The sequence below is a fragment of the Enterobacter sp. MEB024 genome (assembly GCF_030209635.1).
Lineage (GTDB): Bacteria > Pseudomonadota > Gammaproteobacteria > Enterobacterales > Enterobacteriaceae > Enterobacter > Enterobacter ludwigii.
On the sequence record NZ_JARVRQ010000016.1, the window covers coordinates 117,652 to 143,794 of the forward strand.

Genomic DNA, 26,143 nt, shown 5'->3' on the forward strand with positions numbered 1-26,143 from the left:
ACGAGATGAGGCTTAGCGTTTTTTTAACAGGTGATAAATGTTATTATTTGTCGGTTGTGTGACCATGGGAAATGCTATGCCTCAGATTAGCCGTACTGCGCTTGTTCCATACAGCGCGGAACAAATGTATCAGTTAGTGAACGACGTTCAGTCTTATCCAGAATTTATTCCGGGATGTACCGGGAGCCGCGTGCTGGAGTCTGGCCCGACGCAGATGACGGCGGCGGTCGATGTCTCCAAAGCGGGGATCAGCAAGACGTTCACCACCCGCAATACGCTGACGAGCAATCAGAGTATTTTGATGCATCTGGTAGATGGTCCATTTAAAACCCTGATGGGTGGCTGGAAGTTTACCCCCCTCAGCGCTGATGCCTGTCGCATCGAGTTCCAGCTGGACTTTGAGTTTACCAATAAACTGATTGAGCTGGCGTTTGGCCGCATCTTTAAAGAGCTGGCCTCGAATATGGTTCAGGCGTTCACGACCCGCGCCAAAGAGGTTTACAGTGTCGCATAAGATAGCTGTCGAGGTGGTGTATGCGCTGCCGGAGAAGCAATATCTGCAGCGTGTGATGCTGGAAGAAGGTGCGACCGTTGAGGCGGCTATTCGCGCTTCTGGCATCCTTGAGCTTCGTCGTGACATCGACCTGGCGAAAAATAAAGTCGGCATTTACAGCCGTCCGGTCAAACTGGCTGATGTGGTGAATGAGGGTGACAGGGTCGAAATTTATCGCCCGCTGATTGCCGACCCGAAAGAGCTGCGTCGCCAGCGTGCGGAGAAATCGGGTAAGTAGTTCGCTCTTCACCTTAAGCCTGATCTCAAAGGGGCGAGGGGGATGAAGGAAAACAAAAAAGGTGCTCATTGAGCACCTTTTTGCATCTCTGACACCTGATTATTTGGTCAGGGCAGGCTTGTTGTCGATGTTGGTCAACACACCGGCGCTGCTGAAGGTCAGCGTCAGCGTCTGCTGGGACGCGTCTTCATGGCCCGGCTGCTGACGGAATACATAGAACCAGGTGTTTGTGCCGAACGGATCGGACATCATTGGGGTTCCAAGTGCATAAGCGACCTGCTGTTGTGTCATCCCCACACGGATTTTGGACACATCGTTAGGGGTAAGGTAGTTCCCCTGGTTGATATCAGGACGGTAAACCACTTTCTCCAGAGTGGAACAGCCTGCGGTCAACATCAGAAGAACCGCTGCGGCAGCGGTCAGCATTTTACAACGCATAGTGATTTGATTCCTTTTCGGGCCCGAGCAGAACGCGGCTCATATGTTATATGCCGATGATAATAGACCTTGCCCCACTTTGAAACCGGTCTGGCGGCGTTTTTGTTGTTCTCTATGACCCTGAGATCCCGAAAAAGTTTATGCCGCCAGCAGTTCTTTCGCGTTCGCGAGCGTATTTCGCGTGACTTCACTGCCGCCCAGCAGGCGTGCCAGCTCCTGCAGACGTGCGCGTTTATCCAGTGGCTTCATGTGCGTTTCCGTCATTTCACCGTCAGTTTCTTTGCTGACGATAAAGTGATGATGACCACACCCGGCCACCTGCGGCAGGTGGGTAACACACATGACCTGCGTTGATTCACCCAACTGGCGCAACAGTTTGCCGACGACTGCCGCCGTAGGGCCGCTGATCCCCACATCCACTTCATCGAAAATCAGCGCCGGGGTTTCCATTTTACGTGCGGTAATCACCTGAATCGCCAGCGCGATACGCGACAGTTCACCGCCGGAAGCCACTTTAGAGATGGGCTGCAACGGCTGCCCCGGGTTGGTGGTGACGCGGAATTCGATACGGTCCGCACCTTCCGCCGTCAGATGGTTCTCTTCGAAACGGACATCGATGGTGAACACGCCGTGCGGCATCGCCAGCGTGTGCATGCTGTCGGTGATGTGCTGGCTCAGTTCCTGGGCGTAATGTTGACGGATCTCATGCAGCTGTTTCGCCGTCGTCAGCGCCTGTTCATGGTGCAGGTTCACCGCCAGTGACAGGGTTTCCAGCGAGTCAGCCTGATCGTCAAGCTGCTGTTGTTCATCAAGCAGGGACTGATAGTAGCCAGGCAGCTCTTCTGGCGTAACGTGGTGCTTACGCGCCAGCGAGATCTGACGGGAGATGCGTTGCTCCAGTTCAAACAGACGGTTCGGGTCGAGATCCAGATGTTCACAGTAGTGGCGAAGTTCGTCACTGGCTTCTGAAATCTGAATTGCGGCCTCTTCCAGCATATCCAGTACGCCAGAGAGTTTGCTGTCCATGCCGGACAGCTCGGTGATGAGCTGACGAACATTATACAGCTGGCTCTGCAGGTTCACGTCTTCACCGTCAGCCAGCATGTTAAGGGCATTCTGGCTGGTTGAGAGCAGGTGACCGCTGTTAGCCAGGCGCTTGTACTCTTCGTCGATAAGCTCAAATTCACCCGCCTGCGGGCTAAATTCATTGAGTTCTTTAAGCTGGTATTCCAGAAGCTCAGCACGGGCGGCACGCTCCTGGCTTTGCTGCTGGTGCTGGGCAAGCTCACGGCAGCTTTGATGCCACTGGCGATAGTGCTCCGCCATGCGCTGAGTAAGTGCGTACTCACCTGCATAGCCATCAAGCAGCGCTTTCTGCTGCTCCGGTTTAATGAGTTGCTGGTGCGCGTGCTGGCCGTGGATCTGAATGAGTAACTGGCCGAGCTCGCGAAGCTGGGAAAGCGGGACTGCAGTGCCGTTGATAAAGCCGCGGGAACGACCATCGCTGCTGATAACGCGACGAAGTAAACACTCACGTCCGTCTTCCAGCTGGTTCTCTTCCAGCCAGCGCATGGCGGCAGGGGTATCTTTCAGGGAGAAGCGAGCGCAGAGATCGGCACGGTTTGCGCCCCTGCGCACCATGTCACCTTCTGCACGGCCGCCGAGGCACAAGCCGAGGGCATCTATGGCAATGGATTTACCCGCACCGGTTTCCCCGGTGATCGCCGTCATGCCGCTGTGGAAATCGATCTCAAGCTCACGAACTATGGCAAAGTTGCTGATGGTCAGTTGTGCCAGCATAATTGTTTTCCTGTATGAAAAACCATGACTGTGTTTTCATACAGTATAAACTGGTTTTATATACAGTAAAGTACTGGATGCAAAATCAGAACAATTTTTTTGACCAGCCAAGCTTCGAGCTTAATGTATTGAAATAGCTGTAATCTTTCGGATGAATAAGATTCAGGTGGTAATCACACCGACGAATGAGAACATCTTCACCTTCCTGAATAGGCAGCGCAATCTGGCTGTCGCAGCTGATCTCCAGATCGTTACGGCGGTGCGAGAAACGCAGACGAATGGTGCTGCTGCTGTTGATCACCAGCGGACGCGCCGAGAGCGTGTGCGGGAACATCGGTACCAGGGTGATGGCATCCAGTGAAGGGGTGAGGATCGGGCCACCCGCAGAGAGTGAGTAGGCAGTCGACCCTGTCGGCGTGGAGATAATCAGCCCGTCAGAACGCTGCGAGAAGGCGAAGATTTCGTCGATATAGACTTCGAACTCAATCATGTGCGCCACTTTGCCGGGGTGGAGCACCACTTCGTTAATCGCGGTGCTGATGCGCTTCTGGCAGTCCTGCTGACACACCTGCGCTTCCAGCAAAAAGCGTTTTTCGCTGATATAATGACCTTCCAGCACGTCGGCCAGCTGCTGCTGGGCGTTGTCCGGATCGAGGTCGGTCAGAAAGCCGAGATTGCCGCGGTTGATACCAATGACCTTGATGTCATAACGCGCGAGCGTTCGGGCCGCGCCGAGCATATTGCCGTCGCCACCGACCACCACGGCGAGATCCGCCTGCTGGCCAATTTCCGCCAGCGTGCCGGTTTTGACGCTCTTCAGCTGCAGCTCCTGGGCAATCTGCTGCTCGACCATCACTTCATAGCCTTTGCTACACAGCCAGCGATACAACATTTCATGTGTCGTCAATGCGGTAGGGTGACGCGGATGCCCGACGATCCCAATACACCTGAAATGATTATTCATTTTCTGGAGGTCCTTGTGCCTGATGAATGATGACAATCTGTCTTGTTCCCTTGAATCCCGGAAACTGATCCCCATAATAAGCGAAGTTAGCGATATGAATGCAGAAAAACGCGGAGAAATTCATGAGTAGTAAAGAACAGAAAACGCCTGAGGGGCAAGCCCCTGAAGAAATTATCACGGAACAGCACGATGATGTTGAGGCTGTAGAGCCGGACGCATCTGCTGAGCAGGTGGACCCGCGCGATGAAAAAATTGCGAATCTGGAAGCTCAGCTGGTAGAAGCACAGAATCGCGAACGCGATAGTGTTCTGCGCATCAAGGCGGAAATGGAAAACCTGCGCCGTCGTACCGAGCAGGACGTTGAGAAGGCGCATAAATTTGCGCTGGAGAAATTCATCAACGAACTGCTGCCGGTTATTGATAGCCTGGATCGCGCACTGGAAGTGGCTGATAAAGCTAACCCGGACAACACCGCGATGATCGAAGGTATCGAACTGACGCTGAAATCCATGCTGGATGTGGTACGTAAGTTTGGCGTGGAAGTGGTTGGCGATACCAACGTTCCGCTGGATCCAAACGTACACCAGGCGATTGCGATGGTGGAATCAGAAGACGTTGAAGCCGGTAAAGTGCTTGGCGTGATGCAGAAAGGTTATACCCTGAACGGTCGTACCATTCGTGCTGCAATGGTTACCGTGGCGAAAGCGAAAGCGTAATTTGCCATCTGTAGTGCCGGGTGGCGGCTTGCGCCGTACCCGGCCTACTCTCTACTCTGCAATACTTTCCCGAATCGGTTTTACCGGCAGGACTTTCACCTGCTTAATCATATTGTCCTGCACGTCCAGGATATCAATATCGTATTGCTCAATGCGCACCCGCGTGCCCGCCGCCGGGATCTCTTCCAGTGCTTCCAGAATCATCCCGTTTATGGTGCGTGCTTCATCTTCCGGTAAATGCCAGTTAAAGGCTTTATTGAGTTCGCGAATGTTCGCGCTACCGTCGATCAGCACCGAGCCGTCGTTCTGCGGGGTGACTTCTTCCGCAAGGGAAGGGGACATTGAGGTGGTAAAGTCCCCGACAATCTCTTCCAGAATATCTTCAACCGTCACCAGCCCCTGAATATCCCCGTACTCATTAACCACCAGGCCGACCTTCTTCTTGTTACGCTGGAACTTCACCAGCTGGGTGCTGAGCGGCGTTCCTTCCGGCACGTAATAAATTTCGTCGGCGGCGCGGAGCATCACCTCTTTGGTGAACTCTTTTTTCTCGGTCATCAGACGATAAGCTTCGCGCACGCGCAGCATGCTGATGGCATCGTCCAGAGAGTCGCGGTACAGCACGATACGCCCGTGCGGGGAGTGGGTCAGCTGGCGGACGATGGCTTTCCAGTCGTCATTGATATCAATGCCGACGATCTCGTTACGCGGCACCATGATGTCGTTAACGCTGACCTTTTCCAAATCCAGTACCGACAGCAGCATGTCCTGATTACGTCGGGAGATCTGCGAGCGCGATTCATGCACGATGGTACGCAGCTCTTCTTTGCTGAGCGCGCTGCTGATGGTGACGTCTGCTTTGATACCGATCATCCGCATCAGAACACGCGTCACCATGTTCAGTAACCAGACCAGCGGCATCATCAGGATCAGCAGCGGTGCCAGCAGGAAGCTGCTGGGGTAGGCCACTTTTTCCGGGTAGAGCGCGGCGATGGTTTTAGGCAACACTTCTGCAAACACCAGCACCACAAAGGTCAGCACACCGGTGGCAATGGCGACGCCGGCGTTGCCATACAGGCGCATCCCGACGATGGTACCGAGTGCAGAGGCAAGAATGTTGACGAGGTTGTTACCGATAAGCACCAGACTGATCAGACGATCCGGTTGACGCAGCAGTTTTTCGACGCGACGGGCGGCACGGTTACCCTGTTTAGCACGATGACGTAACCGGTAGCGGTTTAAGGTCATCATGCCGGTTTCCGAGCCGGAGAAATAGGCGGAGATGACCACCATGACGATCAGCGTAATGATCAGCGTGGTGGTAGAGATGTGTTCCAGGGGGAACTCCTTTGTTACTTAGCCAGCAAATTGCTGTATGAAGCGGCTGCCAAAATAGGCAAGGGTGAGAATGCCCGCGCCCGCGACGTTGAACCAGACCACGCGACGACCGCGCCAGCCTTCATGATAATGGCCCCATAACAGGACAATATAGACAAACCACGCGATGATGGAGAGGACCGCTTTATCGATATTCTCCACGCTGAACAGGTTTTTCATATAAAACAGGCCCGTGCACAGCGTTAACGTCAGCAGCACGACACCGACCTGCGTGATGTGGAACATCTTACGCTCAATCACCATCAGCGGCGGCATCTCATGGTTAAAGGCCAGCTTTTTGTTTTTCAGCTGATAGTCAATCCAGGCGAGCTGCATGGCATAGAGCGCGGCGATAATGAGCGTTGCATAAGCGAAGAGTGACAGGCCGATATGCACCAGCATTCCCGGCGTCGCTTCCAGATGCGTAATAAACTCATTGGGCATAAACGTGGCCAGGGCCAGGTTGATCAGCGCGAAGGCATACACAATCGGCAGTAGCAGCCAGCCACGGTTTTTAGAGGCGACAATGGTCATCACCGTACAGATCATCAGGCTAACCAGCGAGCCGACGTTGAGCACGCTCAGGTTCTGTACGCTGCCATCGCCGGGGATAATGCGCGATTCCAGCGCGAACGCATGGCTTATCAGTGCGATCACCGCCGAAAGAATAGCCATGCGTCGCCAGCCGCTGTTTTTTTGCAGCAGTCCAGGAATGATCAGCGCGAGGCTGACAGAGTAGGCAACAAGGGCGATCAGTGCGAAAACAGGCATATAGGCATCGACAGTTGTCTTAATAAGAAAGAGAAGCAGTATAACGTTACGTGACGCCTGCTCCAACCGTTGCATAACAACAAAGCCGCCTTCATGTTATACTCCGGCAAAATTCTGTGTATGTGTCGCTGCCAGCGACCCAACGTTTCTACTCAGGCGAGAGACAATGTTTGATAATTTAACCGATCGTTTGTCGCGCACGCTGCGCAACATCAGCGGCCGCGGACGCCTTACCGAAGACAACATCAAGGAAACGCTGCGCGAAGTGCGCATGGCGCTGCTGGAAGCAGACGTCGCGTTGCCGGTTGTTCGTGATTTTATCAACCGCGTTAAAGAGAAGGCGGTTGGTCATGAAGTTAACAAGAGCCTGACCCCGGGTCAGGAGTTCGTCAAAATCGTCCGTAACGAACTGGTTTCGGCGATGGGCGAAGAGAACCAGGTGCTTAACCTGGCGGCACAGCCACCGGCCGTCGTGCTGATGGCGGGCCTGCAGGGTGCGGGTAAAACCACCAGCGTGGGTAAGCTGGGTAAATTCCTGCGTGAAAAGCACAAGAAAAAAGTGCTGGTCGTTTCTGCGGACGTCTATCGCCCGGCGGCGATTAAACAGCTGGAAACCCTGGCGCAGCAGGTCAGCGTGGATTTCTTCCCGTCTGACGTTGCCCAGAAGCCTGTCGACATCGTTAACGCGGCGCTGAAAGAGGCGAAGCTGAAATTCTACGACGTGCTGCTGGTGGATACCGCCGGTCGTCTGCACGTTGACGAAGCGATGATGGATGAGATCAAACAGGTGCATGCCGCTATCAATCCGGTAGAGACCCTGTTTGTTGTTGACGCCATGACCGGTCAGGATGCGGCGAACACCGCGAAAGCGTTTAACGAAGCGCTGCCGTTAACCGGCGTAGTGCTGACCAAAGTGGACGGTGACGCCCGCGGCGGTGCGGCGCTTTCGATTCGTCATATCACCGGCAAGCCGATTAAATTCCTCGGTGTGGGTGAGAAAACCGAAGCGCTGGAGCCATTCCACCCGGACCGTATCGCCTCCCGTATCCTCGGCATGGGCGACGTGCTGTCGCTTATCGAAGATATCGAGAGCAAGGTTGACCGCGCCCAGGCTGAGAAGCTGGCCAGCAAGCTGAAAAAAGGCGACGGTTTTGACCTGACCGATTTCCTTGAGCAGCTGCGTCAGATGAAAAACATGGGCGGCATGGCAAGCCTGATGGGCAAACTGCCGGGCATGGGCCAGATCCCTGACAACGTAAAAGCGCAGATGGATGACAAGGTGCTGGTGCGTATGGAGGCGATCATCAACTCGATGACCCTCAAGGAACGTGCTAACCCGGACATCATCAAAGGATCCCGCAAACGCCGTATCGCAGCCGGTTGTGGCATGCAGGTGCAGGACGTAAACCGCCTTCTGAAACAGTTCGACGACATGCAGCGCATGATGAAGAAAATGAAGAAAGGCGGCATGGCGAAGATGATGCGTGGCATGAAGGGCATGATGCCGCCAGGATTCCCTGGCCGTTAATCGCCTGGCTGTTGGCTATTTTAATGCCGGGGTGTGCCCGAAAAGCGCACCCCGACCGTCTTTTGCAGCAGAGTTTTAACTGCTGATTGCATTTTCCCCAGAAATCAGTAAAATTTTCGGGCTTTTAATATGACACCCGGGCTCCGTTCCTCGATGGGGCCCGGTTGTTTTATTCACACAAGAGGATGTTATGGTAACTATTCGTTTAGCACGTCACGGCGCTAAAAAGCGTCCGTTCTACCAGGTTGTTGTTACTGACAGCCGTAATGCACGCAACGGTCGCTTCATTGAGCGCGTTGGTTTCTTCAACCCGATCGCTTCTGGTTCTGAAGAAGAAACCCGTCTGGATCTGGATCGTATCGCTCACTGGGTTGGCCAGGGCGCTACTGTTTCCGATCGCGTTGCTACGCTGATCAAAGCAGCAAACAAAGCAGCTTAATCTGTCACGGTGGTCATGATGAGCAATAAAGCACCTGTTGAACCGATTGTATTGGGCAAAATGGGTTCTTGCTACGGTATTCGTGGTTGGCTCAGAGTGTTTTCCTCCACTGAAGACGCTGATAGCATTTTTAATTACCAGCCCTGGTTTATCCAGAAAGCCGGTAAGTGGGAAGAGGTCGAGCTGGAAAGCTGGCGTCACCACAATCAGGACATCATCATCAAGCTGAAAGGCATTGACGATCGTGATGCCGCGAATGCACTGACTAATTGTGAAATTATCGTGGATTCGTCGCAGTTGCCGCAGCTGGAAGAGGGCGACTACTACTGGAAAGACCTTATGGGTTGCCAGGTGGTCACCACTGAAGGTTATAGCCTGGGGAAAGTCATCGACATGATGGAAACCGGGTCAAATGACGTTCTCGTCATTAGGGCAAACCTGAAAGATGCATTTGGCATCAAGGAGCGGTTGGTTCCGTTCCTCGATGGACAGGTTATCAAGAAAGTCGATCTCGCTACTCAAACGATTGAAGTAGATTGGGATCCTGGTTTTTAAATTCTCCGGATAAACGGTAAAAGACGGCGCTATGTGGATTGGCATAATTAGCCTGTTTCCTGAAATGTTCCGCGCGATTACCGATTACGGGGTAACTGGCCGGGCAGTAAAGAATGGCCTGCTGAACATCCAGAGCTGGAGTCCTCGTGACTTTACGCATGACCGGCACCGTACCGTGGACGATCGTCCTTACGGCGGCGGACCGGGGATGTTAATGATGGTGCAACCCTTAAGGGACGCCATTCACACAGCAAAAGCCGCGGCAGGTGAAGGCGCGAAGGTGATTTATCTGTCACCTCAGGGACGCAAGCTTGATCAAGCGGGCGTCAGCGAACTGGCGACGAATCAAAAATTGATTCTGGTCTGTGGTCGCTACGAAGGGATAGATGAGCGCGTAATTCAAACCGAGATTGACGAAGAATGGTCTATCGGCGATTACGTACTCAGCGGTGGTGAGTTACCAGCGATGACGCTGATTGACTCCGTTGCCCGGTTCATTCCGGGTGTACTGGGCCATGAAGCTTCGGCAACGGAAGATTCCTTTGCTGATGGGTTGCTGGACTGTCCACACTATACTCGTCCTGAAGTGTTAGAAGGGATGGAAGTACCGGCGGTGTTACTGTCAGGAAACCATGCTGAGATACGTCGCTGGCGTTTGAAGCAGTCGCTGGGCCGAACCTGGCTTAGAAGACCTGAACTTCTGGAAAACCTGGCTCTGACTGAAGAGCAAGCAAAGTTGCTGGCCGAGTTCAAAAAAGAACACGCGCAACAGCAGCATGAACATGATGGGAATGCGTAATACGCTCCCGAATATCAGTTTACCCAGGATAAGAGATTAAATTATGAGCAACATTATTAAGCAACTTGAACAAGAGCAGATGAAGCAGGACGTACCTTCCTTCCGTCCAGGTGACACCGTGGAAGTGAAAGTATGGGTTGTTGAAGGTTCCAAAAAACGTCTGCAGGCATTCGAGGGCGTGGTTATCGCTATTCGTAACCGCGGTCTGCACTCTGCATTCACTGTTCGTAAAATTTCCAACGGCGAAGGCGTTGAGCGTGTCTTCCAGACTCACTCTCCGGTAGTTGACAGCATTGCTGTTAAACGTCGTGGTGCTGTACGTAAAGCTAAACTGTACTACCTGCGTGAGCGTACTGGTAAGTCTGCTCGTATTAAAGAGCGTCTGAACTAAGATTCGCTTAAGCGACATCCTGTTAAAAAGGGCTGGCCGAAAGGCTGGCCCTTTTTTATTCCATCGCACCTCTCGCATTAACCCTTTCGTCATAAATCATTTACAATGCTGGCCTCTTAACGGGAGGGAAAGTGGATAACGTACTGCATCGGCATAACTGGAAACGCGCAGCGGCTTTGACCGCGCTGTTTGCGATCCTGCTGATCGTGGTTGCGCCGCTTATCTCCATCTCGCTGCAAAAAGATCCCATGAGCGCCATGCCGGGAATGCATCATGACATGAGCATGATGTCGATGGATGAGCACCATGGCGATATGCCGCACTCGATGCCCGTCGACCATGCGGAAGCGTGTGGCTACTGTGTACTGTTAGCGCATGTGCCGGGCGTGATGCTGGCGCTGATTGTACTGCTCAGTGTGGTACTGCAAAGGAGTCGCGTTACACCGCCGCAACCGCCGGTCAGCCACTGGCACTTTTTCCCCTGGCTCTTTCCTGATACCCGCGCGCCGCCGCGGCAGTCTGCTTTTTCCCTTTAAAAAAAATCGATAACTTTTTGCCTTAAAAAGGAAAAGTATGACTACCTGCACTCCGCGCGCGGCATGGGGAAACCTGCTGCGTCGACTCCATTTCTATGTCGGGCTGTTTGTTGGCCCGTTTATCTTCTTCGCCGCGCTGACCGGTACGCTGTATGTGGCGACGCCGCAGCTGGAAAACACGCTCTACCGGCACGCGTTGCACACGGATTCGGTGGGAGAGGCACGGCCTCTGGCCGAGCAGATTGCCGTGGCGGAAAACGCCGTGGGTTCAGATCTGCGCCTGCATGCCGTTCGTCCGGGGCTGGTTGACGGTGATACTACCCGCGTGATGTTCGCTGACCCTGCGCTTGGCCCGTCGGAGAACCGCGCTATCTTTGTGGATCCCGTGAGCCTTGAGGTGCGGGGCGATATGACGGTGTACGGCACGAGTGGCATTCTGCCGTTGCGCCAGACCATCGATTATCTGCACACCTCGTTGATGCTTGGCGATGTCGGGCGTCTGTATAGCGAGCTGGCCGCCTCCTGGATGTGGGTTGCCGCGCTGGGTGGAATCGCCCTGTGGTTTTACACCCGACCAAAACGTCGGATGAACAACCGTTTCCAGAACCGCCGTCGTGTGCATGTGGCACTGGGCTGGGTGTTGCTGGGGGGAATGTTATTGTTCTCAGCGACAGGCCTGACGTGGTCTCAATGGGCGGGCGGTAACGTAGATACACTGCGTGCCCGGATGAACTGGCTTACGCCGCAGGTCAATACTACGCTCTCCGGTGTGCCTGCCATCATGGACGAGCACGCTGAGCACCGGGGGCATCATAGCGGGATGATGATGCCCGGGATGGTGATGGATCCGACGATTTTTGATGACGTCCTGCATGCCGCCCGTACGGCGGGTATAGATGCCAGCAAGCTCGAAATCCGCCCGGCGAAAACGGCTGAACAGGCCTGGACCGTGACGGAAATCGATCGCAGCTGGCCGACTCAGGTCGACGCGGTGTCGGTCGATCCGCACTCCCTGCACATTCTGGACAGAACCCGGTTTGAAGATTTCCCGTTAATGGCAAAACTGACCCGCTGGGGCGTGGATTTCCACATGGGGATCTTGTTTGGGCTGGCCAATCAGCTGTTGCTGATCGCGTTCGGTATTGCCCTGTGCGTGCTGATCGTCTGGGGATACCGGATGTGGTGGATGCGTCGTCCGGCGCAATCGGCCGTGAACCCGGTTCAGACGCTCTGTCAGAGCTGGCTGGCGCTATCGGGATGGGGAAGAGCCGTCACGGCGATGGTGAGTGTCCTGCTGGGGCTGGCGATGCCGGTGATGGGGGTGAGTCTGGCCCTGTTTGTGCTGGTCGACTGGCTGCGCTGGCGAGCGGCAACAGGCGTGTCGCTCGCAGAATCATCGGTTAAATAACCTTATGGCGTGCTGATAACCACCGCAACCCGGCGGTTTTCAGCGCGCCCTTTTGCAGTACTGTTGTTCGCAACAGGGTATTTTTTGCCTAACCCCTGCGTGGAGAGGTTGCTGCGTGGGATATTGGCTCCCTTCGCCCAGGCGTCGGCTACCGCATTTGCACGTTTCAATGACAGCGCTTCGTTGTAGCGCTCTTCGCCGTAGTTGTCCGTGTGACCGTCCATACGCGCGTGGTTCAGGCCGGTTGCCGCGAGGCGAGAGGCCATAGTCTTGATCTGCGTTTCACTTTCCGCACGCAGCCTGGCGTCATTTTTATCAAACAGGATGGTATCTGACAGGCCAAGAGACCAGTCGCCGTTCAGTTCGTTAAAACCGTAAGACTTCATCGCCGCAATCTGCTCAGGAGTGAACTTGCCTTGCGGCGGTGACTGGCAACCTGCCAGCACGACTGAGGCTAATAACAACGGCGCGAAGTATCGCTTTAACATATCGTTTCCCTTCTAATTTATCGTTTTTGTACGCTGATTTTTAACCAGGTACATATTGCGGTCGGCTTTCTCCAGTAATGCTTCCACAGAACCATTTTCCCACGCCAGAGCAAAGCCAATACTGAGTGACATTGATGCTTTTTGCCCGTTATGCAATTCGAACGGGCGGATAAACTGCTGCGATAAGGCAGCACAAAGATGTTGAACCTCAGGCTCTGAATGGACGCCGTACAGCACCATGGCAAACTCGTCGCCGCCAAGGCGGTATGACTGATGGCGCTTATCACCGAACTCGACCATTCTTCTGGCGACTTCAATCAGCACACAGTCTCCTGCCGCGTGTCCCCAGGTGTCATTAATAAACTTAAAATTATCACCGTCGAGGAAGAGCAGGGCCGAGTTTGTTTTTGCTGCGGGGTCATTCATTAATGCCGCGATGCTGTTACGAAATGCCGCACGGTTGGCAAGACCCGTCAGCGGGTCGTGCATGGCGGTGCGTAATAGCTGGGCGTTTTTCGCCTGCAGTTTAAGCTGCCACTCCTCCATTTCATCCAGAAGGCTGTTGAAGTCCTCGCCAAACTGGTGAAATTCTTCAATCCGCCCGTCTTTCACCCGTCGGGAGAAGTTACGGTTAGTGCGTACGTCATGAACGACGTCAGTAATGTTTTGCAGCGCTGTAACCATGCCGTGATGCAAGGATTGCGTAATGGTCAGTGCGACCACCGTCGCAAACAAAATACAGCCGGTGAGAACGGCAAACGACATCCAGATGAAGTGGCTTATCAGGCTGTCACGCGCGGTAAGGCGTATTTCGCCAATCGTTGAGCCGTTATGGAATACAGGCTGGGAAATCGGCTCGGGGAAAAGCCAGCGGCTGACCAGTGCGCCCAGAGTGTCGTTGTTATCCGCCGGGTTCCACGACCAGTACGCAAAGCGTTTTTTGTGCACGTTGAGGACTTCAGCCACGGCAAACTGGCCCTGTTTGCCAAGGGCGGCAAGCGTTTCATTGGCTGCCACTGAATCGTTGAACACCAGGGAGGCTTCAAGGCTGTGGCTCATGGTGGCGCCGGTTAATTCGAGATTCTTTTGTGCGTATTGCTTTAATGTCACGACGGAGGCAAAACAGAGGAGCAGCCATATTAATGTCATCGTGATGATGACGCTTATCATGCTGATTCGTCTGAGTGTTCTTTTAAACGTCGGACGTGGCGCTGAAGTGAAATCTTTATCCATGCTGCTTATTCCGTGCGAGCATTAATACATCCGGATTGACTCTCACGCCACTGCGAGTCAGCGCATCCAGATTGACGGAAAACCGGACATGGTTGCGATCAATTATCAGGCAAAAGGCGCTGCCAATAATACATTCCGGATTTTGCTCTGAGATTAATAGCAATGCTCTGCCCTGATACTGACTTATTAATTCACGTTGTTTTACGGGGGATTCCGCCCCGAAATAAATAGCATCACACGTCGCGGACAGGGCTTCCTGATCGTTACGCACAATAACGGGGGTATAAGGTAATTCGCTTTGCCCGTCCTTGCTGGTGAGTGCATGCGTGTAGTGAGAAGAAGCATAAACACAGAGTTTTGGCTGGCCGGAAAGTGACGGCCATCGGGTGTAGCTCACAATACCTGAAACGATCGAACGTACCGATTTATCGGTTTCGGTGAACGTGCCTGCCGCCGCTGCGCCCACCATAAGGAACAGCATTAGCACCAGAGTGAGTCGGAAAAAAGAGATCAAGAATAAATTTCTCACCAGAATCCGCCACTTCGCTCCGGAAATAGATGTCCTTAAGAGTTGTGGGCAGAATACCATTGTTTACCAAAGCCGTCATTATGTCAGAATTTTCCCTGCCTCGACCTAAGCTAAATCCTACACTTTGTTATATTCCGGTGAATAAAAAGAGGCTTAATTAAGTCTGCTGGAGCGCATGCTTTCATCCATGCCTTTTTGCCATGACTCGTGCAGTTTTGCTGCATTTTCAGCAGTATCGCAGCTGGCAGGAAAAGATTTGCCCGCTAATCCCCAGGCGTGGAGAAAACCTTCTTCACACACTTTCTTCTGTCCGTCTGCATATCCCCGGAGATATTCACTACGATCAACATGCGGATCATTAAAATTATCGGCCAGCGTCTGGTTATCTTTAACCGGCAGACCATTCATGGCGTCTTCTTTACCTGCATCAAACCAGCTGGGGCTGGTCCAGTCCGGGTGGAAGGTATAAGGATTGATTTGGCAACCCGATAAAATGAGCGACAACAGCACTAGAGCAATTGAACGCATAGCCATTCTCCTTTTTTCTTCAGCATAGCCTGGTAACGGAAATTAGGGGTGTAATTTAAAGTTTACGGATATGGCGGCTGATTTTTGCAATAAATTGGCATTCGTAAAGAAAAGTGTACGCATTTTGGATTGAAATCTTTACTTGTTATGGTATCGTTGTTTCACCTCTTCGAGGAAAACAACTATCGCAAACGAGCTCTATAGGATCGCAATCATGCAAAAAGACGCGCTGAACAACGTACATATCACTGACGAACAGATTTTGATTACTCCGGATCAACTGAAAGCGGAATTCCCGCTGAGCGTCGCGCAGGAGGCTCAAATTGAGCACTCGCGTCAGACCATTTCAGACATTATCGCTGGCCGCGATCCGCGCCTGCTGGTGGTATGTGGTCCTTGTTCTATTCACGATCCTGAAGCCGCCATTGAGTACGCTCGTCGATTTAAAACATTAGCGGAGGAGGTCAGCGATAGCCTCTATCTGGTAATGCGCGTCTATTTTGAGAAGCCACGTACCACCGTTGGCTGGAAAGGGTTGATTAACGATCCGCACATGGATGGCTCGTTTGATGTGGAAGCAGGACTGAAAATTGCGCGTCGCCTGCTGGTGGAGCTGGTCAGCATGGGGCTGCCGCTGGCCACTGAAGCGCTGGATCCGAACAGCCCGCAGTACCTGGGCGACCTGTTTAGCTGGTCTGCCATTGGGGCACGCACCACAGAATCACAAACCCACCGCGAGATGGCGTCTGGTCTGTCGATGCCGGTTGGTTTTAAAAACGGTACTGATGGCAGCCTGGCCACCGCGATTAACGCCATGCGTGCCGCGGCAATGCCGCACCGTTTTGTCGGTATTAACCAGGCGGGGCAGGTTTGCCTCCTGCAAACGCAGGGTAACCCGGATGGTCACGTGATCCTGCGCGGTGGCAAAGCACCGAACTACAGCCCGGCAGATGTGGCACAGTGTGAAAAAGAGATGGAGCAGGCGGGACTGCGCCCGGCACTGATGGTAGATTGCAGTCATGGTAATTCGAATAAAGATTACCGTCGTCAGCCTGCGGTTGCGGAATCTGTGGTGGCACAGATAAAAGACGGCAACCGTTCTATTATCGGTCTGATGATTGAGAGCAATATTCACGAAGGCAATCAGTCATCTGAACAACCGCGCAGCGCAATGAAGCACGGCGTATCCGTCACGGATGCCTGCATCAGCTGGGAAACCACCGACGCGCTGCTGCGTGAGATCCATAAAGATGTAAGCGGCCAGCTGGCGATGCGTCTGGCTTAAGAGGGTAGTTATGGTTGCTGAATTGACCGCGTTACGCGATCAAATTGATGAAGTGGATAAGGCGTTGCTGGACCTGCTGGCGCGCCGTATGGCTCTGGTTGCCGAAGTGGGTGAGGTAAAAAGCAAATACGGCCTGCCGATTTACGTCCCGGAGCGTGAGGCATCCATGCTGGCCTCGCGGCGTAAAGAGGCCCAGGCGCTGGGCGTCTCGCCTGATCTGATTGAAGATGTCTTGCGTCGCGTAATGCGGGAATCCTATTCCAGCGAAAACGATAAGGGCTTCAAAACCCTCTGTCCGTCCCTGCGCCCGGTGGTTATTGTGGGTGGTGCGGGCCAGATGGGGCGTCTGTTTGAAAAAATGCTGACGCTTTCTGGTTATCAGGTTCGCATTCTGGAAAAAGAGGACTGGGAACACGCGCCAGCGCTGATGGCCGATGCGGGGATGGTTATCGTCAGCGTGCCTATCCACGTGACGGAGCAGATCATCGGCAAGCTTCCACCGTTGCCGAAAGATTGCATCCTGGTTGACCTTGCATCGGTCAAAAATGGCCCCCTGCAGGCGATGCTGGCGGCGCATACTGGCCCGGTGCTTGGCCTGCACCCGATGTTTGGTCCGGACAGTGGCAGCCTGGCGAAGCAGGTTGTGGTGTACTGCGATGGTCGTCAGCCGGAGGCCTATCAGTGGTTCCTGGAACAAATTCAGGTATGGGGTGCCAGGTTGCACCGGATCAGCGCGGTAGAGCACGATCAGAACATGGCGTTCATTCAGGCGCTGCGCCACTTTGCGACCTTTGCCTACGGTTTGCATCTGGCGGAAGAGAATGTGCAGCTTGAACAGCTGCTGGCGCTCTCTTCGCCGATATATCGCCTGGAGCTGGCGATGGTCGGGCGTTTGTTCGCTCAGGATCCACAGCTTTACGCCGACATTATTATGTCCTCTGAGAACAACCTGGCGCTTATCAAACGTTATTACCAGCGGTTTGGTGAAGCGATCACCTTGCTGGAGCATGGCGATAAGCAGGCGTTTATCGACAGCTTCCGTAAAGTCGAGCACTGGTTTGGCGATTATGCACAACGTTTTCAGAGTGAGAGCCGCACGCTTTTGCGTCAGGCAAATGACAGTCGCCAGTAATGCGATGATGTATATACTAAAAGCCAGCAATGCTGGCTTTTTTCATTTTGGGGAACTGTTATGGCCGAACCGCAGCCGCTGTTGAATTACACCGGGCATCTGCCCGAATGTCCGACGTGGAGTGCCGAAGAGCATGCGCTCTACTGGGCAGATATTCTGGAGGGGGAGATCCACCGTTATCATCTGCCCACCGCGGAACACACGGTACTCTCTTTCCATGAAGAAGTAGGCTGTTTCGCTCTGCGTGAGCGTGGCGGCTTTATCGTCGCGATGCGCAATGGCATCTGGCTTGCTGACAAGCACGGCCTGCTTCAGCGCAAGGTGTGTGATAACCCCTCTAACCCGCAACTGGCGCGTTTTAATGATGGAGGTACCGATCATCATGGACGGTTCTATGCGGGAACCTTCTGGGGGCCGGGGGATTACAACGGCGCCATGCTGATGCGTATCGATAATGACCTGACGCCGAAAGTGATCCAGTGTGATATTCACGGGCACAACGGTCTGGCATTCAGCCCGGACAAACAGTGGATGTTCACCTCTGATACGCCAAATGGCGTTATCTACCGCACGCCGCTTGATGAGCAAGGTGAGCCCGGGAAACGCGAGATATTCCGCCGCTTTAAAGAGGGGGAGGGCATACCCGACGGTGCTGCGATGGATGAAGAAGGCTGCTACTGGAGCGCAATGTTTGATGGCTGGCGTATCGCACGCTTTTCACCGCAGGGGGAGCAACTGGAAGAGCATCGCATGCCGGTTCGCTGTCCGACGATGGTCTGCTTTGGCGGCGAGGATATGAAAACCCTGTTTATCACGACCACGCGGGAAAATATGGATGCGGATGAAGTGGCGCAGTATCCGCTCTCCGGCGCCATCTTCACCCTGCCCGTTAGCGTGGCAGGGATGAAGAAAAGCCGCTTTATCGAACGTTAAGCGGGGTCAACCGGCACGACGTTTTCGCTCGGATAGCAGCCCAGCACTTTCATTGAGCGGGTGATTTCACCCAGTTCACGCAGGGCTTTCTGCATGGATGCAGATTCCAGGTTGGCCTGGATATCCAGATAAAACATCTCTTCCCACGGATTACCATGAATCGGGCGCGATTCCAGCTTCGTCATGATCAGGTTGTGGTTACGCAGTACCAGCAGGGCCTCAACCAGCGCACCCGCCTGCTGCCCGGTCGCCATCAGCAGCGTCGTTTTAGCCGGAACCTGCTCAGAGACATTGATGGCTTTACGGGCCAGTACCACGAAGCGGGTGATATTTTGCGTCTGGTTCGCCAGGTTGCGTTCCAGTACCTGCAGCCCATACAGCGCTCCGCCCGCCTCGCTGCCAAGCGCGGCCACCGTCGGGGAATTTGCCTGCATCACTTTTTCCATCGCCGCAGAAGTGCTTTCGGTGTACTCAATTTTCCAGTTCGGATAACGGTTGAGGAACTGACTGCACTGCTGGAACGGTTGTGGGTGACTGTACACCGTCTCGATTTGGCTCAGGTCGGTTGAGCCAGAGACCAGTACGCAGTGATCGATAGGAATTGTCATCTCGCCAACCAGCGACAGCGTAGTGTGCTGCAGAAGATCGTACACGTCGTTAATGGCACCAGAGCTGGTGTTTTCAATCGGTACGACGGCGTAATCCGCCTGTCCGGTTTCGACCTGATTGAAAATATCAGCAAATTTTGCGCAGCCGCTTTCAATAAACTCTTCGAAATGACGCGCTGCGTACTGGCGCGCGGCAAGGTGAGAGTAAGAGCCTTTAGGGCCGAGGAAGGCGACACGTGCAGAGTGCGGGTTCGTTTTATTCAGATGCTGCTGGAGTAGCGCTTGCTGGGTCAGAACGGAGTCTTCGATGATGAGCTGGAACAAACGGGTGATGTAATGGGCGTCGAGGTGGTGCGCTTTGCCAAGCTGAATCAGGCGTTCCAGCAGGTCGCGTTCACGGTCAATATCACGCACCGGCCGATGGGAGTCCAGCTTGGCTTTTCCCACTTCGATGGCGAGTGTGCGACGTTCTGCCAGCAGGGCCAGTAATTTTTCGTCCAGTGCGCTGATTTTCACTCGCAGGTCCAGTAACGGGTTTTCCGGTGTCATAGTGTTGCCTGTCTCGTTTATCGTTATTAATAAAAAAGGCCTCCCGGTGTGGGAGGCCTTGTTGTTCGTCTTCGCATTCTTTATCACACGACGAAACGCCTCCCAATCAGGGGAAGGTAAAAAAGAATGCGAAGAAAAACGGTGTGTGTTTCATGAAATCATCCTGTTGTTGATACCGTTAAAGTACCCGTACTGTTTTCACGCTGTCAATAAAAAACGCGCCCGAAGGCGCGTTGGCGGTAAACTCAATTTAAAGGATTACTCTTCTTCAACTTCTTCCGCGAAGCTGGCGTCTTTCACCGACGTTGCGGCGCGACGGGCTTCACCTTTGTGTTGCACTTTATTGAGCTGCCGTTCCAGCTTGTTGATCAAATCGTTAATAGCGGTGTACATATCCTCATGTTTTGCGCTGGCGACCAGATGGCCGTTTGGAGTATTGATAGTTGCGTCAGCGATGAAACCTTGCGGCTCCTTGGACAGGATGATATGTGGGTTAATCAAATGTGTTTGCCATTTATCCAGTTTGGCGAGACGGTCTGCGACGTGTTGGCGGATTGCCGGAGTAATTTCCATTTGTTTACTGGTAATGTTCATTGTCATAAATTTTACCTCTTGTCTTTCCGTCTTGGTGATTCCAGCATACCTGTCCTAATGTCAAAATGTGTGATTTAGATCACGTTATTTTGTCGGTTTTTGTCAGGGAATGTTTTTTGTGAGGCAGGGCAGGAAGAGGTGATATTTACCTTGTGGAAGGCCCGATTTGCGGTCATAGTTGATAGGATGTGTTGAGGCTAAACCGCTTCAGCGGATCTCTGAACGCATAAAAAAACGGCAGCCCGAAGGCTGCCGTTTTGCATTGAGGCAATATCAGGTGTTGCTGCTGTTCGCAGCGATGATTTTCGCCACTTTGTCAGCCTGTGCGGTCATCTGCATCTGACGGTAAGCATTTTCCATCAGCTTCAGGCCATCACGCGTTGCCTGTGTATCCGGGTAATCACGCAACATACCTTCTACACGATTAACCACGGCAACCCATGCGCCACGGCGGGTATAGTATTCCGCAACGGAGTATTCGTATTTCGCCAGACGATCTTTCAGGAACACCAGACGTTTGGTCGCGTCAGTGACGTACTGGCTGTTCGGGTAGCCGCGCACCAGTTTGGAGAAGTCGTTGAAAGCATCACGCGCATGCTGCGGGTCACGGTCAGAACGATCCACACCGAAGAAACCTTGCAGGGCACTGTCGTCCAGCGCCATGTTGGTAAGACCGCGCATGTACATGACATAATCGATGTTAGGATGAGTCGGGTTCAGACGCATGAAACGATCGATGGTTGCCTGAGCCAGCGGCAGATCGGCATTTTTATAGTAGGCATAGATGAGATCTAACTGTACCTGCTGCGAATACGGACCAAATGGATAGCGATTATCCAACGCTTCCAGTTGCGTTATCGCCTGTTTCCAGTTACCGTCCTGCAACTTTTGTTGTGCAGTCGCATAGATTTCATTCGGCGGATTGTCAGGGACCTGTTCATTTGAACCGGAGCAGCCCACCAAAGCCAGGCTCAACGTGGCCGCTGCCACCAGATATTTCATGCGCGTCATGACGTTTTGACTTTCCTCAAATGTTTGTCCGGGAGAAACTCTGTTCCTGCTCCCGATTAAGACCAGCTACAATAGCACACTATATTAAACGGCAAAGCCGTAAAACCCAACGTTAAACGAAGAAGCAGTTTATGGCACAACGAGTAGAACTCACCGCAACAGTCTCCGAAAATCAGCTCGGTCAACGCTTAGATCAGGCTTTGGCCGAATTGTTCCCTGATTATTCGCGTTCACGCATAAAAGAATGGATCCTTGACCAGCGCGTGCTGGTAAACGGCAAGATCTGGGACAAACCAAAAGAGAAAGTGTTAGGTGGGGAAGCCGTCGCCATCAATGCTGAAATCGAAGAGGATATCCGCTTCGAGCCGCAGGATATCCCGCTGAACATCGTCTATGAAGATGATGACATCCTGGTGATCAACAAGCCACGTGACCTGGTTGTTCATCCGGGCGCGGGGAACCCTGATGGCACAGTGCTTAACGCACTTCTCCATTATTACCCGCCTATCGTGGATGTTCCGCGCGCCGGCATCGTTCACCGTCTGGATAAAGACACCACGGGTCTGATGGTGGTGGCAAAGACCGTTCCAGCTCAGACACGTCTGGTGGAATCTCTGCAGCTGCGTGAAATCACCCGTGAATATGAAGCGGTGGCCATTGGTCATATGACCGCTGGCGGCACGGTGGAAGAACCTATCAGCCGTCACCCAACCAAACGTACCCATATGTCGGTGCACCCGATGGGTAAGCCAGCGGTGACGCACTACCGCATTATGGAACACTTCCGCATTCATACGCGTCTGCGTCTGCGTCTGGAAACCGGTCGTACTCACCAGATCCGTGTTCATATGGCGCACATTACCCATCCGCTGGTGGGCGATCAGGTCTACGGTGGTCGTCCGCGTCCGCCAAAAGGTGCATCGGATGAGTTCATTAGCGTACTGCGTAAGTTTGATCGCCAGGCGCTGCACGCAACGATGCTGCGTCTTTACCATCCTATCACCGGTATTCAGATGGAATGGCACGCGCCGATCCCACAGGATATGGTCGACCTTATTGACGCCATGCGTGTTGATTTTGAAGAACATAAAGATCAAGTGGACTGGTTATGACCAAACTGATTGTCCCGGAGTGGCCACTGCCTGAGGGCGTGGCTGCCTGCAGTTCAACCCGTATCGGCGGTGTGAGCCAGGGCGCGTGGGAATCTTTGAATCTCGGCGCACACTGTGGTGACAACCTGGAGCACGTTGAAGAAAACCGCAAACGCCTGTTTGCTGCCGGGAATTTACCGTCGAAACCGGTCTGGCTGGAACAGGTTCACGGTAAAACGGTACTGCCGTTAACGGGCGAACCCTATGCGTCTAAACGGGCCGATGCGTCTTACAGTGATACCCCGGGAACGGTATGTGCGGTAATGACTGCCGATTGCCTGCCGGTTCTGTTCTGTAACCGTGCCGGTACCGAGGTGGCAGCAGCGCATGCGGGCTGGCGTGGTCTGTGTGAAGGTGTGCTCGAAGAGACAGTCGCCTGCTTTAAAGATGACCCTGCGAATATCATGGCCTGGCTCGGCCCGGCCATTGGTCCTCATGCGTTTGAAGTGGGACCCGAGGTCCGCGAAGCCTTTATGGAGAAAGATCTGCAGGCCGCGGATGCTTTCCTTCCTGCCGGTGAAAAATATCTGGCCGATATTTACCTGTTGGCCCGCCAGCGCCTGAATAATGTCGGCGTGACGCAGATCTTCGGCGGCGATCGTTGTACCTTCACCGAAAAGGGTGATTTTTTCTCTTATCGCCGCGACAAGACGACAGGTCGTATGGCAAGTTTTATTTGGCTGATATAACCTAAAGAATCAAGACGATCCGGAACGTGCCGTTTTCTTTTCACATAATTCAGGTCATTAACCTTGAATAATTGAGGGATGACCTCATTTAATCTCCAGTAGCAAATTTGACCTGTTATGGGAGGAGTTATGCGTCTGGATCGTCTTACTAATAAATTCCAGCTTGCTCTCGCCGATGCCCAGTCACTTGCACTGGGGCACGACAACCAATTCATCGAACCTCTTCATTTAATGAGCGCCTTGCTGAATCAGGAAGGGGGATCGGTACGTCCGTTATTAACGTCTGCCGGCATTAATGCTGGCCAGTTACGCACCGCCATCGATCAGGCCCTGAGCCGTTTACCCCAGGTAGAAGGTACCGGTGGCGACGTTCAGCCGTCTCAGGATCTGGTGCGTGTGCTGAATCTTTGCGACAAGCTGGCGCAAAAACGTGGGGACAACTTTATTTCGTCAGAACTTTTCGTTCTGGCGGCGCTTGAATCACGCGGTACCTTGACCGACCTGCTGAAATCTGCCGGTGCAACCACCGCCAATGTGACTCAGGCGATTGAGAAAATGCGCGGAGGTGAAAGCGTGAACGATCAGGGAGCCGAAGACCAACGTCAGGCTTTGAAAAAATTTACGGTCGACCTGACCGAGCGTGCCGAGCAGGGCAAGCTTGACCCGGTGATCGGCCGTGATGAAGAGATTCGCCGTACTATCCAGGTACTGCAGCGTCGTACCAAAAACAACCCGGTGCTGATTGGTGAGCCGGGGGTCGGTAAAACAGCCATCGTCGAAGGTCTGGCGCAGCGCATTGTGAACGGTGAAGTGCCGGAAGGGCTGAAAGGTCGTCGTGTACTGGCGCTCGACATGGGTGCGCTGGTGGCCGGGGCGAAATACCGCGGTGAGTTCGAAGAGCGTCTGAAAGGCGTGCTTAACGACCTGGCGAAACAGGAAGGCAACGTCATTCTGTTTATTGACGAACTGCACACCATGGTCGGCGCGGGTAAAGCGGACGGCGCGATGGATGCCGGTAACATGCTGAAACCAGCCCTGGCTCGTGGGGAGCTTCACTGCGTAGGGGCTACCACACTGGATGAGTATCGTCAGTACATCGAAAAAGATGCTGCGCTGGAACGTCGTTTCCAGAAAGTGTTTGTTGCTGAGCCAAGCGTTGAAGATACCATCGCGATCTTGCGTGGGCTGAAAGAACGTTATGAACTGCACCACCATGTGCAGATTACTGACCCGGCGATTGTTGCAGCGGCCACGCTTTCGCATCGTTATATCGCTGACCGTCAGTTGCCCGATAAAGCAATCGACCTTATTGATGAAGCGGCCTCGAGCATTCGTATGCAGATTGACTCGAAACCGGAAGAGCTGGACAGGCTCGACCGTCGCATCATCCAGCTCAAACTGGAACAGCAGGCACTGGAGAAAGAGTCTGATGAAGCCAGTAAGAAACGGCTGGATATGCTCAACGAAGAACTGGACGATAAAGAGCGTCAGTACTCTGAGCTGGAAGAAGAGTGGAAAGCGGAGAAAGCATCACTCTCGGGTACTCAGACAATTAAAGCTGAACTGGAACAGGCGAAAATTGCCATTGAGCAAGCGCGTCGTGTGGGTGACCTGGCGCGAATGTCTGAACTGCAGTACGGCAAAATTCCTGAGCTTGAGAAACAGCTTGAGATCGCCACACAGTCGGAAGGCAAAACGATGCGTCTGTTACGAAACAAAGTAACGGATGAGGAGATCGCTGAAGTGCTGGCTCGCTGGACCGGTATTCCGGTTGCGCGCATGATGGAAAGCGAACGCGACAAACTGCTGCGCATGGAGCAGGATCTGCATCAGCGCGTGATTGGTCAGAACGAGGCGGTTGAAGCGGTCTCTAATGCCATTCGCCGTAGCCGTGCAGGGTTGTCTGACCCTAATCGTCCGATCGGTTCGTTCCTGTTCCTGGGGCCTACGGGGGTCGGTAAAACCGAACTGTGTAAGGCGCTGGCTAACTTCATGTTTGACAGCGATGATGCGATGGTGCGTATCGATATGTCCGAGTTTATGGAGAAACACTCCGTTTCGCGACTGGTCGGTGCGCCTCCAGGATATGTGGGTTATGAAGAAGGTGGCTACCTGACAGAAGCGGTGCGCCGTCGTCCTTATTCCGTCATCCTGCTGGATGAAGTGGAAAAAGCGCATCCGGATGTGTTCAATATTCTGCTGCAGGTTCTTGACGATGGACGGCTGACTGACGGACAGGGGAGAACGGTCGACTTCCGTAACACGGTAGTGATCATGACCTCGAACCTGGGTTCCGATTTGATTCAGGAACGTTTCGGTGAACTGGACTACGGCCATATGAAGGATCTGGTGATGGGCGTGGTAAGCCATAGCTTCCGTCCAGAGTTCATTAACCGTATTGATGAAGTGGTAGTGTTCCATCCTCTGGGTGAGAAACATATTGCGTCGATTGCGCAGATTCAGCTGCAGCGTCTGTATAAACGTCTGGAAGAGCGTGGATATGAAATTCACATCTCCGATGATGCGCTGAAGCTCTTGAGCGCAAATGGGTACGATCCGGTTTATGGGGCGCGTCCGCTGAAACGCGCAATCCAGCAACAGATCGAAAACCCACTGGCGCAGCAGATACTCTCCGGGGAGCTGATTCCGGGCAAAGTTATCCGTCTGGAAGCCAACGACGACAAAATTGTGGCAGTGCAGTAAGTCACAAAACGCAAAAACGGGCCGCTTGCGGCTCGTTTTTGTTTAAAAACCAGGCCAGAATTGAGGTCTGGGATGCAAATTGCCTGGAAAGTGAGCGGTCAGTAAATAATTTTCACTTTATCCTTGCAGCTTCAGAATTACCCCCTATAATGCGCCTCCACTGACACGGAACAACGGCACACACGCCGCCGGGTCAG

The 26,143-nt window shown here is 53.4% G+C and carries 29 protein-coding genes and 1 other annotated feature; of the genes, 16 read left to right on the forward strand and 13 right to left on the reverse strand.

All coding sequences use genetic code 11. The features are described 5' to 3' along the window. The first annotated feature begins 76 nt into the window (after positions 1 to 76). Both QRN24_RS22180 and QRN24_RS22185 read left to right on the forward strand, forming a co-directional pair. Positions 77 to 514, forward strand: coding sequence for a type II toxin-antitoxin system RatA family toxin (locus tag QRN24_RS22180; protein ID WP_024908332.1), 438 nt, complete (start codon positions 77 to 79; stop codon positions 512 to 514). Continuing rightward, positions 504 to 791 (forward strand): RnfH family protein, encoded by a 288-nt coding sequence (locus QRN24_RS22185; RefSeq protein ID WP_032680464.1) that lies wholly within the window; start codon positions 504 to 506, stop codon positions 789 to 791. The genes QRN24_RS22180 and QRN24_RS22185 overlap by 11 nt, the downstream gene beginning before the upstream one ends. A gap of 99 nt (positions 792 to 890) precedes the next feature. On the opposite strand, the gene bamE is transcribed toward QRN24_RS22185, so the two are convergent. From bamE to nadK, 3 genes are all read right to left on the reverse strand, one after another. After that, positions 891 to 1,229, reverse strand: coding sequence for an outer membrane protein assembly factor BamE (gene bamE, locus QRN24_RS22190; RefSeq protein WP_014171256.1), 339 nt, complete (start codon positions 1,227 to 1,229; stop codon positions 891 to 893). A gap of 138 nt (positions 1,230 to 1,367) precedes the next feature. Beyond that, complete coding sequence (gene recN, locus QRN24_RS22195) at positions 1,368 to 3,029, reverse strand: DNA repair protein RecN (RefSeq protein ID WP_284943069.1); 1,662 nt, start codon at positions 3,027 to 3,029, stop codon at positions 1,368 to 1,370. An 85-nt stretch (positions 3,030 to 3,114) separates the two neighbouring features. After that, the gene (gene nadK / locus QRN24_RS22200; RefSeq protein ID WP_020883909.1) at positions 3,115 to 3,993 is read right to left on the reverse strand and encodes an NAD(+) kinase; all 879 of its coding nucleotides are present in this window, start codon (positions 3,991 to 3,993) and stop codon (positions 3,115 to 3,117) included. Positions 3,994 to 4,115: 122 nt separating this feature from the next. Between nadK and grpE the strand changes: the two genes are divergently transcribed. Continuing rightward, positions 4,116 to 4,709, forward strand: coding sequence for a nucleotide exchange factor GrpE (grpE, locus tag QRN24_RS22205; RefSeq protein WP_020883911.1), 594 nt, complete (start codon positions 4,116 to 4,118; stop codon positions 4,707 to 4,709). Positions 4,710 to 4,760: 51 nt separating this feature from the next. On the opposite strand, the gene QRN24_RS22210 is transcribed toward grpE, so the two are convergent. Beyond that, a complete protein-coding gene (locus tag QRN24_RS22210) occupies positions 4,761 to 6,047 on the reverse strand; it encodes an HlyC/CorC family transporter (RefSeq protein WP_032670206.1) in 1,287 nt (428 codons plus the stop codon). Positions 6,048 to 6,065: 18 nt separating this feature from the next. Then, positions 6,066 to 6,857, reverse strand: a complete 792-nt coding sequence (locus tag QRN24_RS22215) for a cytochrome C assembly family protein (RefSeq protein ID WP_003863130.1) — start codon at positions 6,855 to 6,857, stop codon at positions 6,066 to 6,068. A 166-nt stretch (positions 6,858 to 7,023) separates the two neighbouring features. Here QRN24_RS22215 and ffh point away from each other — a divergent pair, with 166 nt between their 5' ends. The 7 genes from ffh to QRN24_RS22250 all read left to right on the forward strand — a co-directional run bounded on the left by ffh (position 7,024) and on the right by QRN24_RS22250 (position 12,513). After that, positions 7,024 to 8,385 carry a signal recognition particle protein gene (ffh, locus tag QRN24_RS22220; RefSeq protein ID WP_014171250.1) on the forward strand — a complete coding sequence of 454 codons (1,362 nt, stop codon included), beginning with the start codon at positions 7,024 to 7,026 and terminating at the stop codon, positions 8,383 to 8,385. Between the two features lie 190 nt (positions 8,386 to 8,575). Further along, the gene (gene rpsP / locus QRN24_RS22225) at positions 8,576 to 8,824 is read left to right on the forward strand and encodes a 30S ribosomal protein S16 (protein WP_014171249.1); all 249 of its coding nucleotides are present in this window, start codon (positions 8,576 to 8,578) and stop codon (positions 8,822 to 8,824) included. A 15-nt stretch (positions 8,825 to 8,839) separates the two neighbouring features. Next, positions 8,840 to 9,379, forward strand: coding sequence for a ribosome maturation factor RimM (rimM, locus tag QRN24_RS22230; RefSeq protein ID WP_032670210.1), 540 nt, complete (start codon positions 8,840 to 8,842; stop codon positions 9,377 to 9,379). 31 nt (positions 9,380 to 9,410) lie between these two features. Then, positions 9,411 to 10,178, forward strand: coding sequence for a tRNA (guanosine(37)-N1)-methyltransferase TrmD (gene trmD, locus QRN24_RS22235; protein ID WP_014171247.1), 768 nt, complete (start codon positions 9,411 to 9,413; stop codon positions 10,176 to 10,178). A gap of 43 nt (positions 10,179 to 10,221) precedes the next feature. Then, positions 10,222 to 10,569, forward strand: coding sequence for a 50S ribosomal protein L19 (gene rplS, locus QRN24_RS22240; protein WP_002914145.1), 348 nt, complete (start codon positions 10,222 to 10,224; stop codon positions 10,567 to 10,569). Between the two features lie 131 nt (positions 10,570 to 10,700). Continuing rightward, on the forward strand, positions 10,701 to 11,105 hold the full coding sequence (locus tag QRN24_RS22245) for a DUF2946 domain-containing protein (protein WP_025203431.1): 405 nt from the start codon (positions 10,701 to 10,703) through the stop codon (positions 11,103 to 11,105). A 37-nt stretch (positions 11,106 to 11,142) separates the two neighbouring features. Beyond that, positions 11,143 to 12,513: a PepSY-associated TM helix domain-containing protein gene (locus QRN24_RS22250; RefSeq protein WP_284943070.1), complete on the forward strand. Its 1,371-nt coding sequence runs from the start codon at positions 11,143 to 11,145 to the stop codon at positions 12,511 to 12,513. A gap of 2 nt (positions 12,514 to 12,515) precedes the next feature. Here QRN24_RS22250 and QRN24_RS22255 read toward each other — a convergent pair whose 3' ends face one another. The 4 genes from QRN24_RS22255 to QRN24_RS22270 form a co-directional block, all read right to left on the reverse strand. Then, complete coding sequence (locus QRN24_RS22255; RefSeq protein ID WP_020883916.1) at positions 12,516 to 13,001, reverse strand: OmpA family protein; 486 nt, start codon at positions 12,999 to 13,001, stop codon at positions 12,516 to 12,518. A gap of 12 nt (positions 13,002 to 13,013) precedes the next feature. Then, positions 13,014 to 14,234, reverse strand: coding sequence for a diguanylate cyclase DgcN/YfiN (gene dgcN, locus QRN24_RS22260; RefSeq protein ID WP_251885082.1), 1,221 nt, complete (start codon positions 14,232 to 14,234; stop codon positions 13,014 to 13,016). Next, positions 14,227 to 14,715 (reverse strand): regulatory sequestration protein YfiR, encoded by a 489-nt coding sequence (yfiR, locus tag QRN24_RS22265; protein WP_020883918.1) that lies wholly within the window; start codon positions 14,713 to 14,715, stop codon positions 14,227 to 14,229. The genes dgcN and yfiR overlap by 8 nt, the downstream gene beginning before the upstream one ends. A gap of 201 nt (positions 14,716 to 14,916) precedes the next feature. Further along, positions 14,917 to 15,291: a DUF2799 domain-containing protein gene (locus QRN24_RS22270; protein ID WP_020883919.1), complete on the reverse strand. Its 375-nt coding sequence runs from the start codon at positions 15,289 to 15,291 to the stop codon at positions 14,917 to 14,919. 214 nt (positions 15,292 to 15,505) lie between these two features. Here QRN24_RS22270 and aroF point away from each other — a divergent pair, with 214 nt between their 5' ends. Genes aroF through QRN24_RS22285 form a run of 3 tightly spaced genes read left to right on the forward strand, consistent with a single transcriptional unit; the run spans position 15,506 to position 18,641 of the window. Continuing rightward, positions 15,506 to 16,576 (forward strand): 3-deoxy-7-phosphoheptulonate synthase AroF, encoded by a 1,071-nt coding sequence (gene aroF / locus QRN24_RS22275; RefSeq protein ID WP_284943071.1) that lies wholly within the window; start codon positions 15,506 to 15,508, stop codon positions 16,574 to 16,576. Positions 16,577 to 16,586: 10 nt separating this feature from the next. After that, entirely contained in the window at positions 16,587 to 17,708 is a 1,122-nt protein-coding gene (gene tyrA / locus QRN24_RS22280; RefSeq protein WP_014171239.1) for a bifunctional chorismate mutase/prephenate dehydrogenase, read from the forward strand. 60 nt (positions 17,709 to 17,768) lie between these two features. Next, the gene (locus QRN24_RS22285) at positions 17,769 to 18,641 is read left to right on the forward strand and encodes an SMP-30/gluconolactonase/LRE family protein (RefSeq protein ID WP_014171237.1); all 873 of its coding nucleotides are present in this window, start codon (positions 17,769 to 17,771) and stop codon (positions 18,639 to 18,641) included. Here QRN24_RS22285 and pheA read toward each other — a convergent pair. The 4 genes from pheA to bamD form a co-directional block, all read right to left on the reverse strand. Then, positions 18,638 to 19,798 (reverse strand): bifunctional chorismate mutase/prephenate dehydratase, encoded by a 1,161-nt coding sequence (gene pheA, locus QRN24_RS22290; RefSeq protein ID WP_020883922.1) that lies wholly within the window; start codon positions 19,796 to 19,798, stop codon positions 18,638 to 18,640. The two genes, QRN24_RS22285 and pheA, sit on opposite strands and share 4 nt — an antisense overlap. A 29-nt stretch (positions 19,799 to 19,827) precedes the next feature. After that, positions 19,828 to 19,953 (reverse strand) — a sequence feature (Phe leader region). Beyond that, positions 19,905 to 19,952, reverse strand: a complete 48-nt coding sequence (pheL, locus tag QRN24_RS22295) for a pheA operon leader peptide PheL (protein ID WP_001386991.1) — start codon at positions 19,950 to 19,952, stop codon at positions 19,905 to 19,907. Its footprint overlaps the feature before it by 48 nt. Positions 19,954 to 20,056: 103 nt before the next feature. Then, positions 20,057 to 20,398: a ribosome-associated translation inhibitor RaiA gene (raiA, locus tag QRN24_RS22300; RefSeq protein ID WP_003863162.1), complete on the reverse strand. Its 342-nt coding sequence runs from the start codon at positions 20,396 to 20,398 to the stop codon at positions 20,057 to 20,059. Between the two features lie 267 nt (positions 20,399 to 20,665). Continuing rightward, the gene (gene bamD / locus QRN24_RS22305) at positions 20,666 to 21,403 is read right to left on the reverse strand and encodes an outer membrane protein assembly factor BamD (RefSeq protein WP_013098339.1); all 738 of its coding nucleotides are present in this window, start codon (positions 21,401 to 21,403) and stop codon (positions 20,666 to 20,668) included. 131 nt (positions 21,404 to 21,534) lie between these two features. Here bamD and rluD point away from each other — a divergent pair, with 131 nt between their 5' ends. The 3 genes from rluD (at position 21,535) to clpB (ending at position 25,946) form a co-directional block, all read left to right on the forward strand. After that, positions 21,535 to 22,515, forward strand: a complete 981-nt coding sequence (gene rluD / locus QRN24_RS22310; protein ID WP_014171235.1) for a 23S rRNA pseudouridine(1911/1915/1917) synthase RluD — start codon at positions 21,535 to 21,537, stop codon at positions 22,513 to 22,515. Continuing rightward, complete coding sequence (yfiH, locus tag QRN24_RS22315; protein WP_063213950.1) at positions 22,512 to 23,243, forward strand: purine nucleoside phosphorylase YfiH; 732 nt, start codon at positions 22,512 to 22,514, stop codon at positions 23,241 to 23,243. Before rluD ends, yfiH begins: the two co-directional genes overlap by 4 nt. A 129-nt stretch (positions 23,244 to 23,372) precedes the next feature. Beyond that, positions 23,373 to 25,946: an ATP-dependent chaperone ClpB gene (gene clpB, locus QRN24_RS22320; RefSeq protein ID WP_284943072.1), complete on the forward strand. Its 2,574-nt coding sequence runs from the start codon at positions 23,373 to 23,375 to the stop codon at positions 25,944 to 25,946. The last annotated feature ends 197 nt before the right edge of the window (positions 25,947 to 26,143 follow it).

Coding starts and splice junctions, on each gene's coding strand:
- QRN24_RS22270 (WP_020883919.1), bottom strand. CDS start 15,291: ATGCGTTCAATTGCTCTAGTGCTGTTGTCGCTCATTTTATCGGGTTGC.
- ffh (WP_014171250.1), top strand. CDS start 7,024: ATGTTTGATAATTTAACCGATCGTTTGTCGCGCACGCTGCGCAACATC.
- QRN24_RS22285 (WP_014171237.1), top strand. CDS start 17,769: ATGGCCGAACCGCAGCCGCTGTTGAATTACACCGGGCATCTGCCCGAA.
- bamD (WP_013098339.1), bottom strand. CDS start 21,403: ATGACGCGCATGAAATATCTGGTGGCAGCGGCCACGTTGAGCCTGGCT.
- raiA (WP_003863162.1), bottom strand. CDS start 20,398: ATGACAATGAACATTACCAGTAAACAAATGGAAATTACTCCGGCAATC.
- pheA (WP_020883922.1), bottom strand. CDS start 19,798: ATGACACCGGAAAACCCGTTACTGGACCTGCGAGTGAAAATCAGCGCA.
- bamE (WP_014171256.1), bottom strand. CDS start 1,229: ATGCGTTGTAAAATGCTGACCGCTGCCGCAGCGGTTCTTCTGATGTTG.
- clpB (WP_284943072.1), top strand. CDS start 23,373: ATGCGTCTGGATCGTCTTACTAATAAATTCCAGCTTGCTCTCGCCGAT.
- grpE (WP_020883911.1), top strand. CDS start 4,116: ATGAGTAGTAAAGAACAGAAAACGCCTGAGGGGCAAGCCCCTGAAGAA.
- yfiR (WP_020883918.1), bottom strand. CDS start 14,715: ATGCTGTTCCTTATGGTGGGCGCAGCGGCGGCAGGCACGTTCACCGAA.
- rpsP (WP_014171249.1), top strand. CDS start 8,576: ATGGTAACTATTCGTTTAGCACGTCACGGCGCTAAAAAGCGTCCGTTC.
- aroF (WP_284943071.1), top strand. CDS start 15,506: ATGCAAAAAGACGCGCTGAACAACGTACATATCACTGACGAACAGATT.
- QRN24_RS22180 (WP_024908332.1), top strand. CDS start 77: ATGCCTCAGATTAGCCGTACTGCGCTTGTTCCATACAGCGCGGAACAA.
- tyrA (WP_014171239.1), top strand. CDS start 16,587: ATGGTTGCTGAATTGACCGCGTTACGCGATCAAATTGATGAAGTGGAT.
- yfiH (WP_063213950.1), top strand. CDS start 22,512: ATGACCAAACTGATTGTCCCGGAGTGGCCACTGCCTGAGGGCGTGGCT.
- QRN24_RS22255 (WP_020883916.1), bottom strand. CDS start 13,001: ATGTTAAAGCGATACTTCGCGCCGTTGTTATTAGCCTCAGTCGTGCTG.
- dgcN (WP_251885082.1), bottom strand. CDS start 14,234: ATGGATAAAGATTTCACTTCAGCGCCACGTCCGACGTTTAAAAGAACA.
- trmD (WP_014171247.1), top strand. CDS start 9,411: ATGTGGATTGGCATAATTAGCCTGTTTCCTGAAATGTTCCGCGCGATT.
- rluD (WP_014171235.1), top strand. CDS start 21,535: ATGGCACAACGAGTAGAACTCACCGCAACAGTCTCCGAAAATCAGCTC.
- QRN24_RS22250 (WP_284943070.1), top strand. CDS start 11,143: ATGACTACCTGCACTCCGCGCGCGGCATGGGGAAACCTGCTGCGTCGA.
- rimM (WP_032670210.1), top strand. CDS start 8,840: ATGATGAGCAATAAAGCACCTGTTGAACCGATTGTATTGGGCAAAATG.
- rplS (WP_002914145.1), top strand. CDS start 10,222: ATGAGCAACATTATTAAGCAACTTGAACAAGAGCAGATGAAGCAGGAC.
- QRN24_RS22215 (WP_003863130.1), bottom strand. CDS start 6,857: ATGCCTGTTTTCGCACTGATCGCCCTTGTTGCCTACTCTGTCAGCCTC.
- nadK (WP_020883909.1), bottom strand. CDS start 3,993: ATGAATAATCATTTCAGGTGTATTGGGATCGTCGGGCATCCGCGTCAC.
- recN (WP_284943069.1), bottom strand. CDS start 3,029: ATGCTGGCACAACTGACCATCAGCAACTTTGCCATAGTTCGTGAGCTT.